Source organism: Halomonas sp. AOP22-C1-8 (assembly GCF_052378905.1).
Taxonomy (GTDB): Bacteria; Pseudomonadota; Gammaproteobacteria; order Pseudomonadales; family Halomonadaceae; genus Vreelandella; species Vreelandella citrativorans.
Genome location: NZ_JBQSYD010000001.1, coordinates 223,625 through 235,918 on the forward strand (window position 1 = coordinate 223,625; position 12,294 = coordinate 235,918).

The 12,294-nt window shown below is 54.4% G+C and carries 10 protein-coding genes and 1 pseudogene; 6 read left to right on the forward strand and 5 right to left on the reverse strand.

The genetic code is table 11. The features are described from left to right. Window positions 1-288: 288 nt before the first annotated feature. From ACT3TY_RS01065 to ACT3TY_RS01075, 3 genes are all read right to left on the reverse strand, one after another. A complete protein-coding gene (locus ACT3TY_RS01065; RefSeq protein ID WP_444627132.1) occupies window positions 289-1,731 on the reverse strand; it encodes an NAD(P)(+) transhydrogenase (Re/Si-specific) subunit beta in 1,443 nt (480 codons plus the stop codon). Between the two features lie 16 nt (window positions 1,732-1,747). Further along, window positions 1,748-3,328 carry a Re/Si-specific NAD(P)(+) transhydrogenase subunit alpha gene (locus tag ACT3TY_RS01070; RefSeq protein ID WP_444627133.1) on the reverse strand — a complete coding sequence of 527 codons (1,581 nt, stop codon included), beginning with the start codon at window positions 3,326-3,328 and terminating at the stop codon, window positions 1,748-1,750. Window positions 3,329-3,565: 237 nt separating this feature from the next. Beyond that, window positions 3,566-3,838, reverse strand: coding sequence for a DUF2798 domain-containing protein (locus tag ACT3TY_RS01075; RefSeq protein WP_444627134.1), 273 nt, complete (start codon window positions 3,836-3,838; stop codon window positions 3,566-3,568). Window positions 3,839-4,009: 171 nt separating this feature from the next. On the opposite strand from ACT3TY_RS01075, the gene ACT3TY_RS01080 reads away from it, so the two are divergent. Then, window positions 4,010-4,381 (forward strand): LysR substrate-binding domain-containing protein, encoded by a 372-nt coding sequence (locus tag ACT3TY_RS01080; protein WP_444627135.1) that lies wholly within the window; start codon window positions 4,010-4,012, stop codon window positions 4,379-4,381. Here the strand turns inward: ACT3TY_RS01080 and ACT3TY_RS01085 are convergent. Then, window positions 4,378-5,028 (reverse strand): TetR/AcrR family transcriptional regulator, encoded by a 651-nt coding sequence (locus ACT3TY_RS01085; protein WP_444621613.1) that lies wholly within the window; start codon window positions 5,026-5,028, stop codon window positions 4,378-4,380. The genes ACT3TY_RS01080 and ACT3TY_RS01085 overlap by 4 nt on opposite strands. 128 nt (window positions 5,029-5,156) lie before the next feature. Here ACT3TY_RS01085 and fabF point away from each other — a divergent pair, with 128 nt between their 5' ends. Further along, entirely contained in the window at window positions 5,157-6,422 is a 1,266-nt protein-coding gene (gene fabF, locus ACT3TY_RS01090; RefSeq protein ID WP_444627136.1) for a beta-ketoacyl-ACP synthase II, read from the forward strand. A 67-nt stretch (window positions 6,423-6,489) separates the two neighbouring features. Further along, window positions 6,490-7,911 (forward strand): GntR family transcriptional regulator MpaR, encoded by a 1,422-nt coding sequence (gene mapR, locus ACT3TY_RS01095; protein WP_172117814.1) that lies wholly within the window; start codon window positions 6,490-6,492, stop codon window positions 7,909-7,911. A 52-nt stretch (window positions 7,912-7,963) separates the two neighbouring features. On the opposite strand, the gene ACT3TY_RS01100 is transcribed toward mapR, so the two are convergent. Further along, window positions 7,964-8,614 (reverse strand): hypothetical protein, encoded by a 651-nt coding sequence (locus ACT3TY_RS01100; protein WP_193053190.1) that lies wholly within the window; start codon window positions 8,612-8,614, stop codon window positions 7,964-7,966. 356 nt (window positions 8,615-8,970) lie between these two features. On the opposite strand from ACT3TY_RS01100, the gene ACT3TY_RS01105 reads away from it, so the two are divergent. The 3 genes and pseudogenes from ACT3TY_RS01105 (at window position 8,971) to ACT3TY_RS01115 (ending at window position 12,291) form a co-directional block, all read left to right on the forward strand. Beyond that, entirely contained in the window at window positions 8,971-10,290 is a 1,320-nt protein-coding gene (locus ACT3TY_RS01105) for an NRAMP family divalent metal transporter (RefSeq protein ID WP_193053189.1), read from the forward strand. A 94-nt stretch (window positions 10,291-10,384) separates the two neighbouring features. Continuing rightward, window positions 10,385-10,468, forward strand: a pseudogene (locus ACT3TY_RS01110) (arginase family protein); the annotation flags it as partial. 413 nt (window positions 10,469-10,881) lie between these two features. Continuing rightward, a complete protein-coding gene (locus tag ACT3TY_RS01115; RefSeq protein WP_192528416.1) occupies window positions 10,882-12,291 on the forward strand; it encodes an SrfA family protein in 1,410 nt (469 codons plus the stop codon). Window positions 12,292-12,294: the final 3 nt, after the last annotated feature.

A 12,294-nucleotide genomic window follows, 5' to 3' on the forward strand; every position in this document is an offset into this window, starting at 1 on the left:
CCCCTTATTGCTCTTACCCCTGGCGTGACCAGAGGAACACCCAATGACGTCTCTCAACATGACGCTTTCAAAACGCGCGAGCGGGTGACTCATTGACATGAGGCTGTTTTAAAGCACATTAGCTATAGCTACAATTTGCATTTAGCGACCAGATTGATAGTAATTTTTAATTCACACGCAAGAAGGCCATATTTCAATAAACATGACAGCAAACGAGACATGCCGTTTAAACGTAAACAGGGCGCCCTTGGGCGCCCTGTTCGTTGGGTTGCACTGCGTTGTCGAGCGTTAATCGACCAACGGCAGCAATGCATTCAGACTATCGCGAGCATCGCCGTAGAACATCCGGCTGTTCTCCTTGAAGAACAACGGGTTTTCGATACCCGAGTAGCCGGTGCCTTGGCCGCGCTTACAGATAAACACCTGCTTGGCCTCCCAAACTTTCAAGACCGGCATACCGGCAATGGGGCTGTTCGGGTCTTCTTCAGCGGCCGGGTTAACGATATCGTTGGAGCCAATCACGATCACCACGTCGGTGCTGGTGAAATCGTCATTGATTTCATCCATCTCCAACACGATGTCGTAAGGCACCTTGGCTTCTGCCAGCAGCACGTTCATGTGCCCTGGCAAACGGCCCGCCACCGGGTGAATACCAAAGCGTACGTTCTTGCCCGCCGCACGCAGCTTGCGCACCAAATCGCTGACCGCACTCTGGGCCTGCGCAACAGCCATTCCGTAACCCGGCACAATCACCACGCTGTCGGCATCGTTCAGGGCACTGGCCACGCCGCCAGCATCAATCGCCACCTGCTCGCCTTCGATCTCCGCCGCAGGCCCCGTAGTGCCGCCAAAGCCGCCCAGAATCACGTTAACGAAGTTGCGGTTCATCGCTTTACACATGATGTAAGAGAGAATCGCCCCCGAGGAGCCCACCAGCGCGCCGGTCACGATCAATAGATCATTAGAGAGCGTGAAGCCGATAGCCGCCGCTGCCCAGCCGGAATAGCTGTTGAGCATCGACACCACCACCGGCATATCCGCACCGCCAATCCCCATGATCAAGTGATAGCCAATGAAGAAGGCCAGTGCGGCTAGCAAAATCAGCGTCCAGAAACCTGCCCCGTTGAGGTAAAGCACCGCCAACAGCAGTGAAAGCACTGCCGCGCCAGCATTCAGCAGATGCCCGCCAGGCAGTTGACGCGGTTTGCCATCCACCTTACCCGCCAGCTTGCCAAAGGCGATCACGGAGCCTGTAAAGGTGATCGCACCGATAAAGATGCCCAGCACGACCTCAATCTGCAAAAACGTCAGCTCATCGGGGGCCTTGGTAGCCACCAGCGCGGCAAACGCCGAAAACTCTTGCATGACACCATCAGCCGCACGGGCAGCCAGCACTCGGCGGCGCTCCAGGTCCGCACTCCATGCCACAAACACGGCCGCCAAACCCACAAAGCTGTGCAGAGCGGCCACTAGCTGGGGCATTTCGGTCATTTCGACCTTACCCGCCATATAGGTACCGATGCCTGCGCCGATAATCATCATCGGGATCAACCACCAATAGCCGCCAATGCCCGGCCCAAAAGCGGTGAAAAACACCGCAACGGCCATCCCGACAATGCCGTACCACACCGCGCGCTTGGCTTTTTCCTGATTACTAAGCCCACCCAGCGATAAAATAAACAAAACGCTTGCCGCAATCGCCGCGGCAGATACGAATCCTTGACCTAACATATCGTCTCTCCGCCGCTCAGGATTTTTGGAACATGGCCAGCATCCGGCGTGTCACCAGGAAGCCACCCACAATATTGATCGTTGCGATAAGTACCGAAATAGCCGCCAGCACGCTAACCACTGCGCTGCCTGAGCCAATTTGCAAAATCGCCCCCAAAATAATGATGCCGGAGATCGCATTGGTCACCGCCATCAGCGGCGTATGCAGCGAGTGGCTGACTTTCCAGATCACCTGGAAGCCGATAAAACACGCCAACACGAAGACAATAAAGTGCTGCATAAAAGACGCGGGCGCCACCTGACCGAGCAACAGCATCAACGCACCGCCGATCGCCAATATGCCGACCTGGCGCTTGGTCTGGGCTTTGAACGTCGCCGCTTCTGTGGCTTTTTTCTCTTCAGGCGTCGGCTCTTTTTCTTTCTTCTTCGGTTTGGCCGCAGCAATCGCTTTTACTTTGGGCGGGGGCGGCGGAAAGGTCACTTCGTTCTGGTAAGTCACCGTCGCGCCACGAATCACGTCATCATCCATATTGTGATTGATCACGCCATCTTTCTCAGGCGTTAAATCGGTCAGCATATGGCGAATATTGGTGGCATACAGCAAGGACGACTGGGTCGCCATGCGCGAGGGGAAGTCGGTATAGCCGACCACAATCACGCCGTTATCGGAGACGATACGCTCATCGGGCTGGGTTAAATCGCAGTTGCCGCCTTTTTCAGCCGCAAGATCGACAATCACCGAACCGGGCTTCATGGCCGCGACCATATCTTCAAGCCACAGCTTGGGCGCCGGGCGCCCGGGGATCAGCGCAGTGGTAATAACGATGTCCACATCAGGCGCCTGTTCGCGGAAACAAGCCAGCTGTTTTTCGCGAAACTCGGGGCTTGAGGGCGAGGCATAACCGCCGCTTGCCGAGCCATCCTGGCTGTCTTCGCTGTCTTCAAAATCCAGGAACAGGAACTCAGCTCCCATCGACTCGATCTGCTCGGAGACTTCCGGACGCACATCAAAGGCACGCACCACAGCACCCAGGCTGGTGGCGGTACCAATGGCCGCAAGCCCGGCAACGCCTGCGCCAATTACCAGCACCTTAGCCGGAGGCACTTTGCCCGCAGCAGTTACCTGGCCGGTAAAGAAGCGGCCAAAATTATTGCCTGCCTCTATTACCGCGCGGTAACCGGCGATATTGGCCATGGAGGAGAGCGCGTCCATCTTCTGGGCCCGCGAGATACGCGGCACCATGTCCATGGCGATCACGGTGGCACCTTGGGCACGGCACTTCTCAAGCAGCGCTTCGTTTTGAGCGGGCCAGAAAAACGCAATCAGCGTTTGTCCTTCTCGTAGTCGTGCCGCTTCTTCATCAGAAGGCTCGCGGACTTTAATGACCACCTCAGCGCCCTGCCAAAGAGCGTCAGCACTATCCACTACGGTAACGCCAGCATCACGATAAGCGTTGTCATTAAAGCCCGCCGCAAGACCAGCGCCTGTTTCAATCAGACACTCGTGGCCCAGCTTTTGGATCTGCTTTGCGCTTTCAGGGGTAAGCGCCACACGTGCTTCTCCCCGACTCGTTTCCTTAGGTGCGCCTATTCTCACACGAGTACTCCCTACGGTTTGAAAGCCGACAATAAGCTGTCATGGTTTGTTTTGATGCCAAGTACAGCCCGCTTGACGGCGGTTGATTTCGACCACCACATCTTTATAAAACGTTACAGGTTCTCATGTTGCGTTTTAATAAAGCCATTCAACCTTTGATGTATGCATGGCATGAGCTTTTCCAAACATCGTCACCGGCAGGAGCAGTATGCGCAAAAATCAAACGGTATAATTACCTCAATGCGACCTGATCGTAAGCTGTACAAGACGGGCAACCAGTGGGCGTACTACCAAAATACACACAAAGGCGCTGGGCATGGCCACCCGGTAGGCGTGCCATACCTGGCTGAAATAGTGGTGACTCACCCCCGCACTAACCGCGGTAATAACCAGGGTCATTAAGAATGCCATAATCGTCGACATGTATAATGCAAATATGATCGGCGTAAAACGTGGGTGCAGCTTGCGCGCTGCAAGCAGGCGCTGTTCTGGGTAGCGGCGGGTTGTCATGGGTTAATTACCTTATCTATCAAACGTGTTTGTGCACTCTACAGTGGCTTGGAAAAATTCAGAAGCACGCTCACGATAAGTACAGCCGTAAGTTAATGTTACGAATATCGCTAAAGATTAAGGTATGGCTTATGGTTGCGTTACGTGGCATCGAGAGCTTTGTGAAAGGAGTTGGAGCACGGCTGCCTGATATTTCGGTTTCCTTTGGATGGGCGCTATCTCGGCTGGGGTGCGGTACGCAACGGCATACGTTTCGATGTGCCGGTGAAGGCACGTATGATCAGCGACGACATTGATGCACTGGCCCAGATGGCCATTGAAGGTGGCGGCATCACACGGTTAGCGGCGTTTATTGCAGAACCGTTAATTGCGCAGGGCAAGCTCGTCGCACTGTTTACGCCGCCGTTTGCGGCTGATGAGCCCCTGGAGGTTGACCCACTAGAGTTTTATCTTTGTGTCCGGCATCGGCGTGAATTAACGCCCAAGGTCCTGGCGTTTCAGCAGTTTCTCACCGAGACTCTCCCTGCCCACTGGCGGGCCTAGGCCGACATCACGCGTTGCAGCATCCCTTCTGCTTCCGTTTCACTTACTCCCAGCATTAGCAAAATCTGGCGCTGGGTCGCCAATAACACATGCTGACGCTCTTCCTCACCGGGTAGGCTTTTGGCAATGGCCACGGCCCCCACCAGCGCGGCCAGAATAACCCGCGACTTATCGGCAATCACTTCGCGGTCGTGGGCAAAGGGGAGTTTTTTTAGCTTACTCAGGGCAAGCAAGCGCATTTCAAGCATCTTTTTCATCCGCAGGTAAGACGCCTCAAACATGGTACGAATCTCGGCTTTCTCGCTGCCTATTTCATTAAACAGCACCGCTTCCGGCCCTGGCTGTTGCTTACGCTCAAGCTCCTGGAGATTCCAGTAGTTAGAGACCAGCTCCGTTAGGTGCTGCAAGGAGAGCGGCCCTTTTACCAAGCGTGCCGCCCGGCTGCCATCCAGCGTTTTACGCACCGAGGCATCATACAACGCCTCTTTGGAGGCGAAGTGGGAATAAAAAGCCCCGTGGGTCATTCTAGCCAGCTTCATGACCTGACCGATGGAGACTTTATTAAAGCCGTATCGGCTGAACAGTTCAGTGGCTGACGCCAGGATACGCTCTCGGGTTTTCGCCTTATGGCTTTTGGGATAAGGCATGTTGACCTCGTTATGTACTGCTAAATCGTTCGGCTAAATTGTTTGGCTAAATAATCCTGCTAAATATTATCTTGATCATATAATGCGTACTGCTAGCGTAGCCGTATTTAAAGCACTGAGGAGCCGCTATGCACTCACCTATTGTTATCACCGGCATGGGCATGGTCAGCCCGCTGGGATGCAACGTCAAGACAAGTTGGGACACTCTGCTGCAAGGCCGTTCAGGGATTCGCCAGATTACCCGCTTTGATACCGCTCAAACGCCTATCAAAATTGCCGGTGCGGTTGCCCACTCAACTGATGACCCGCAGGCAGGGCTTTGTCTGGATGGTATCGCAGATGCCAAAGAGCGCCGCAAGCTGGACCTGTTCAGCCTTTACGCCATGGCAGCGGCAAAAGAGGCGCTTGAGCAGGCTGGCTGGCAGCCAACGGACGAAGCACAACGCCGCGCCACGGCGACCATTATCGGTTCCGGCATTGGCGGGTTCCCCACGATTACCGAGGCCCAGCAAACGCTACAGCAGAAAGGTTACCGTCGGGTGTCGCCGTTTACTGTACCCGCGTTTCTAGCCAATATGGCGGCGGGCAACCTGTCGATTCGCTATGGCTTTCAAGGGCCTTTGGGCTGCCCGGTGACGGCGTGTGCGGCGGGCCTGCAAGCGATTGGCGACGGCATGCGTCTAATCCGTAGCGGTGAAGCCGACGTGGCGTTAGTAGGCGGCGCCGAGGCGTGTATTGATCCACTATCATTAGCGAGCTTCAACGCGCTCAAAGCGCTTTCCACCGAGCATGAACAGCCTGAAAGTGCATCGCGTCCCTTCGACAGCACCCGCAACGGTTTTGTGATGGGCGAAGGTGCGGGCCTGCTGGTGATTGAAACACTTGAACATGCACAAGCGCGCGGCGCCACGCCGCTGGCCGTCATTAGCGGCTACGGCACCAGTGCCGATGCCTACCATATTACTGCCGGGCCAGAGGACGGTAACGGCGCCGCCGCGGCGATTCATTCGGCGCTGAAAATGGCGGGGCTTAACGCGGATGAGATTGGCTATATCAATGCTCACGCCACCTCCACGCCCGTGGGCGACCGGGCAGAAATTGCCGCCTTACGGCGTGTGTTTGGTAGCAAACTGCCACACATTCCGATCTCTTCCACCAAATCGGCAACGGGCCATTTGCTGGGGGCGGCGGGCGGTGTTGAGAGTATATTTTCAGCGCTTTCTGCCACGACGGGCCAGCTGCCGCCCACACTTAACCTGACGCACTGCGATGAAGATATGCAGGATCTGGACTTTATCCCGCTAACAACGCGCACCCAGCCCTCCCCGCATGTGCTGTGCAATGGGTTTGGGTTTGGTGGCGTCAACGCGGCACTGATTATCAGCCAGATGTAGCGCTTGGCCATCGGTTTTTTACCGCCGTTCGCGTATCCTCTTGGCCTGCTTTTAGCGGCGGAAGAACATGAAACGCTACGAACGCTTTGCCGAGGAAATATCCGAACTGATCCGCAGTGGTGTGCTGGCGCCGGGGGAACGCGTGCCCTCAGTTCGTCAGGCCAGCCGCCACTACGCCATTAGCCCATCGACGGTGTTTCAAGCGTACTACCTAATGGAGAAGCAGGGGCTAATCGTGTCGCGGCCACGCTCGGGCTACTTTGTCCGCGAACAGGCGCAGCAGTTTCTCAACGAGCCCGAAATGACCTTGGGCCACCCTGAAACGGCCGACATTGCGGTAAGTGAACTGGTTTTTTCAGTGCTGGGGTCGCTTCAAAATGTCGATACGGTGCCTTTTGGCTCGGCCTTTCCAAGCCCTGAGCTGTTTCCGCTTCCCCGCCTGGCGCGCAGCATGGCCAAAGGGCTGCGCGAGCTTTCTCCCAACGCCATCATCACCGATATGACTGCAGGCGATACGGCACTGCGCCGCCAGATCGCCCTGCGTTATCGGCTGGCAGGCGTACACCTACCGCCTCAGGAATTGGTGATTACCAATGGCGCCATGGAAGCCCTCAACCTGGGGTTTCAGTGCGTGACTGAACCTGGTGACCTTGTCGCCATCGAGTCCCCGGCCTTTTACGCAAGCCTTCAGGTATTGGAGCGTTTGAAGTTACGGGCGGTCGAGATTCCTGTTCATCCACGGGAAGGAATCGACCTGGACAAGCTGGCAGACAGCCTTGCCAAGTACCCAATTAAAGCCTGCTGGCTGATGAGCCATTTGCAAAACCCGCTTGGGGCGAGCTTGAGTACGGCCAAAAAGCAGGCGCTGTATGGGCTGTTGAAGCAGCATCAGGTACCGCTGATCGAAGATGATGTGTATGCCGAGCTCTATTTTGGCGCCAAGCCCCCCGTGCCGGTTAAGCACTTTGATGATGAAGGGCTGGTGATTCACTGCGGGTCGTTTTCAAAGTGCCTGGCGCCCGGCTATCGGGTCGGCTGGGTAGCCGGAGGGCGCTACGCCGAAAGCATTTCCCGGCTGAAACTGATGACGACAATTTCACCCTCGGTGCCCGCTCAGGTAGCCATTGCAGATTACCTTCAGCACGGCGGCTACGACCGCCATTTGCGCAAGCTGCGCCTGGCGCTGGAATTTCAGCAAGCCCGTATGCTCTCGGCGGCGGCACGCTACTTTCCCGAGGATACCCGCGCAACACGCCCTGCGGGCGGATACTTTCTGTGGTTTGAATTTCCCAAGCCGGTGGACTCACTGCGCCTGTTTCAAATAGCCCTGGCAAACGGGATCAGCATTGCACCTGGGCCTATTTTCTCTGCCACGCAGGGGTATCAGAACTGCGCCCGCTTAAGCTATGGCCACCCGTGGACACCGCGCAGCGAAGAGGCCATGGCGTTTTTGGGCGAACAGCTAAGAGCAATGCTGGCATCTTGTTAGGCGCTGCTTGTCAGGTGTCAGATGCCCATTTTCAGACGCTCGTTTTAGCGACTTACGCCTTTTGGCTATGCAGATGACGATTGTCTGCCGATGTTAACCGGGCCAGCTTTCCAATTTGATACAGGTCGTGTAGATACATATCAAGCCGGGAAATGCCGTGAGAGATGGCGATCAGCACGAAAGTTAATAGCATCAGCACCACAGGTTCATTCAGCCAGGTAAAGGCGGGCGATGCAACAGGGTATAACAGCGTATAGATGCTCATTCCCCCCAGGAACTGCGCCAGCATGCTGTTCACAATCACCAGTGAAATCATCAGCACGCGGGTGTCCCATGTGGGTAGCCGGGTTTTACACAATGATAAATGCCGCACACGTAACTCGCCGCTGACATCAAGCTGCTCCCTGCGGCGCAGAAGTGGAATGGCATAGGTGCCCGCTTTTTCCTCAGTAAACGCCAGGAGCGCCATGTGATGATCCATCTGAGGCCCAAATGTTTGAGCGACCGCCTGGTCAAAGTCGGCTGACCCGACTGCTTGTTTCGCCAACAATGCTTTATGCGAAAGCTCGCTTAAGCGCTCTTTATCGCCGCTTGAGAGCTTCAAGTCGTTGGCAAAGTTAATATTATAGTTAACCTCATACACCTGGTATAAAGCGGCCGTGACACCTATAAAAATCATAAAATAAATGAAAACAGTCAGCATAGTAGCGCGCCTCTTAAACGTTTTATTACTCTAACAGCCTGACGTCTGGTTAACGAATGTCCTGCTCGCCATCTGTGCGTTTTTGAATTCTGCCTTGCACTGCCGTTTCAGTACAGACTCAGAACGTTACGATAAATACATATCAGCTTAAAGGCTGACCCAGCGCAAGCAAACCCGGCTCGCGTGACGCCTTCGCCATTTAGCTAACCTTAATGATTTTGCTATACGTGAGTAGCGTCATACAGCGCATAGCGCATGAAAGCCATCAAAGACTGAGCTAACATAGCGGCCCGCGATCAGAATCGCTTAAAACAATAATGACATTTCAATAAAATCTCGCTCACAAGGAGCCCACCATGCCCCCTCAAGAATCCAGCACGCTGACGGCTTCTCCTCCGGTCACATCCATGTATGCCAAATACCTGGCCGCGCTTGGCCCCGGCTTTTTATTTGCGGGGGCAGCCATTGGCACGTCTCACGTTGTTCAATCAACGCGTGCTGGGGCGGAGTATGGCATCGGCTTACTGGTCTTTATTTTACTTGCCATACTGCTTAAGTATCCGTCTTTTTTCTTCGGGCCATTTTATGTCAGCGTCACAGGCAAGTCGCTGGTTGAGGGCTACCGCCAGACCTTTGGTAAATCCGTGGTGGCGCTGTTTGCGCTGGTCCAAATACCTGTCTCGGCGATTATTATTGCCGCCATTGCGATTACCACGGCAGGTCTTGCCGGCAGTATCGTGCCTATGACGTTAAGCCCGCCAGCCATCGCCGTGATACTGATTGCCCTGTGCTGCGTACTGACATTTGCAGGCGGTTACAAGCTACTTGATTGGGTCAATAAAGTCTTTATTGTCATCTTAAGCGTCACCACCCTGTTGGCTGCCCTGGTGGCCGTGCCCCTGGTCGACTGGACCTTCTACCCCGCGACAGCCGTCTCTCCGCTTTTTAGTACAGCCACCTTTATTACCCTGGTAGCGGTGCTTGGCTTGATGCCGTCTGACATTACGCTCGCGGTGATGAACTCACTGTGGTCAGAGGCGCGTAATAAAAATCAGGGCGTGCGCAGCGGCACTGCCGCCGAAAAAATCGACTTCAATATCGGCTATATCGGCGCGGCCGTTCTGGCGGCCTGTTTTGTCGTAATGGGCGCTGGCGTGATGCACAGCCAGGCAATAACGCCCGCCGATGGTGCCGTCGCTTTCGCAAGCCAAGTGATTGGCCTTTATACCAACACCTTGGGCGAGTGGAGCGGCGTGGTCGTGGGTATTTCCGCGTTTACCGTCATGCTCACCACACTGCTGACCGTGCTGGATGGCTTTCCACGCATGATCACGGCCTCTTACTATACGTTTACACGCCCGGAAGGCGCCACGGAAGAGAGCCGTACGATTGAGGGCAGCCGCGCATTTTTTATATGCATGGTGGGCTTATCACTACTGGCCGTGGTGATTCTGTATACCTTGATGGGCAGCTTCCGGCTGTTTATGGACTTTGTCATGGTCGTGGCGTTTTTGATAAGCCCGGTGCTGGCTACCCTCAACCACCTGACGGCAAACGGCTCAACCGTGCCGGTGTCCCAGCGCCCTTCACGCCTGATTAATGCCTGGAGCTGGCTAGCAATCGCTACCCTGGCGCTTCTGTCACTGGGTTATATTTATGTTCGCTTTATTCACTAACTCGTAAGTACTCGCTAGTCAGCGCCTCGCGAAGCCGCTTTAGTGCATGGCTGAGCGCTAACTGGCTTAAGTGCAGTTTTTCGGCCGCGCAGGTATTGATAGGCTCGACCCCGCATTTGCACCGTGCACCGGCACACCGGTATGTGGCGGTATGTCGACCGACTTACTGCTAAAAGTTGATATAAAGAACTATCGCCCTTCATGGTCCTCAAGAAGGGCGAATTTTATGGTCTATTTCCAATCCAAGGCTCTTAAAAATTTGTTTCAAAAACATGACGCAAAAGAGATTTTGGTGCACGTTTCAGCGTTTTCCTTCCCGAAAAAAATCCTATCTAAAATCCGCTATTAACAGGCTTTTTAGAAAGCATCTCGCTTGCCAATCTAACTTTCCTTTTTTTACTAAATTAACCTTGTTAAGATGCTTAGAAAACTAATCAAATCGATTAAAATTCGTTAGGGAACGCTGGTTTTGAAAAATTCAACTTCACTTCCATGCCAAGCTTCTTTTGATCTTGCTTTATTGAAACCACTTTTTTAACGCTGGCTTATCTGAACCAGTCAATGAGTGGTTCCTCAAAGTAAGGTATAGGCATGACATCTCTGTTGCTGCATAGCGGTAAGACAGACCAATATCGCGCCCTTGGCGAGACGGGGCAGCCGGTTTTTCACTCTGCGCTTCAATTACGTAAAACTATTGCACGCCGCCTAAAAGGAAAAGAGCGCCACCTTGCTATACCACAACGCGACCAGCAGGGAGAAGGCGTCGATTGGTACAGTGGCATCCCCGGTGACGTAGTGCCTTGGAAGAATGCTACTGAAGGTGAACGAGAGGACGCGCGTATTCAGTTGGAATCTTTTAAAAAAGAGATTCAAGCTGTCGAAATGCCCGGTGACGGCCAGGGCGGTGACCACGAAGTATTCGCACGCTTAGTCAAATGGTCTTGTCACTTCCCAGATGAAAACCATGTTTATTTGGTGGACGGCACTCCGGTACTCACCTTTTGGGGCTTTATACATCCTGAAGCCGACCGGCACGCTAATCCTTTGCAGTGCCTCTATCCCGAGACTGAGCCAGCACAGGCTCCTGCGCCCATATCCCCGCCTCTAGCTCCACTAGCGGCTGCCGTGCCTAGCAATGAGCCCACTGCTGTGAAACCGCGCCCTTGGTGGCGCCGTTTATGGTGGCTATTGCCCTTGGCTTTACTTTTAGGCTTGCTGTTGCTGCTGGGATTGAAACGCTGTTCTACACCGCCGCTAGAACCCAAGGTTGAGCTAAGTCTACCGACGGTCCAAACGCCTTCTTTTGCTGTTCCTCAACTGCCCTCGCAGGGCTTGAATACTTGGCCTTTTAGTATCGGCCCTAAAAATCTTGCGCTGCCAAATGGCGTTTTTGGGTTAAACGCTGGAGCCAGCATGCCAGCCCAGGGAAGCTCAACTGGAACGCCTGCTATAGCGTTATCTGATAACAGCTTGGCAAACACGATGCCATCTCAATCAAATATGGATTTAGCGCTTTCTGAGCCATTGCCACCTGTCAGTGAGCTGCCCGTCAACGCGTTATCACCCAGTGCCACAGAGCCGCCAGCAGGCAGAGCCAATACAGCCCAGAGCCCAACAGCCCTCCCTGAGCCACTAAACCTTCCTGCCAACACGCCAGATGGAACAGCTGCTTTTCTCGACGGTAATTGGCAAGGCGCAGGCGTAATGGATAGCCAGAGTGGTCAGCCTCTTCAAGTACGCTACGCATTCAACCAAGGCGAAGGACAGATGTTTATTCGCCGCGGTGGGCAGGCTGGTGTGATGTGTTCAGGTCCTGTGACTGCCGTGATGCAAAGTGGTGAACTCCAGGTTGAAGCCCAAGAGCGTGCTCGCTGTGAAGACGGCAGTAATTACGAAATGCCGCGCGTAGAGTGCCATCAAAACGAGGGCGAAATGGCCGACTGCGCAGCCAGCTATGACGATGAACCTTTTCCCATGCGGCTTCAGAAAGCCAGCGAATAGGAC

Bases quoted from the DNA above. Each gene is read 5' to 3' on its own strand.
- ACT3TY_RS01100 (WP_193053190.1), bottom strand. From the start codon at position 8,614: ATGCTGACTGTTTTCATTTATTTTATGATTTTTATAGGTGTCACGGCC.
- fabF (WP_444627136.1), top strand. From the start codon at position 5,157: ATGCACTCACCTATTGTTATCACCGGCATGGGCATGGTCAGCCCGCTG.
- ACT3TY_RS01065 (WP_444627132.1), bottom strand. From the start codon at position 1,731: ATGTTAGGTCAAGGATTCGTATCTGCCGCGGCGATTGCGGCAAGCGTT.
- ACT3TY_RS01075 (WP_444627134.1), bottom strand. From the start codon at position 3,838: ATGACAACCCGCCGCTACCCAGAACAGCGCCTGCTTGCAGCGCGCAAG.
- ACT3TY_RS01115 (WP_192528416.1), top strand. From the start codon at position 10,882: ATGACATCTCTGTTGCTGCATAGCGGTAAGACAGACCAATATCGCGCC.
- mapR (WP_172117814.1), top strand. From the start codon at position 6,490: ATGAAACGCTACGAACGCTTTGCCGAGGAAATATCCGAACTGATCCGC.
- ACT3TY_RS01085 (WP_444621613.1), bottom strand. From the start codon at position 5,028: ATGCCTTATCCCAAAAGCCATAAGGCGAAAACCCGAGAGCGTATCCTG.
- ACT3TY_RS01105 (WP_193053189.1), top strand. From the start codon at position 8,971: ATGCCCCCTCAAGAATCCAGCACGCTGACGGCTTCTCCTCCGGTCACA.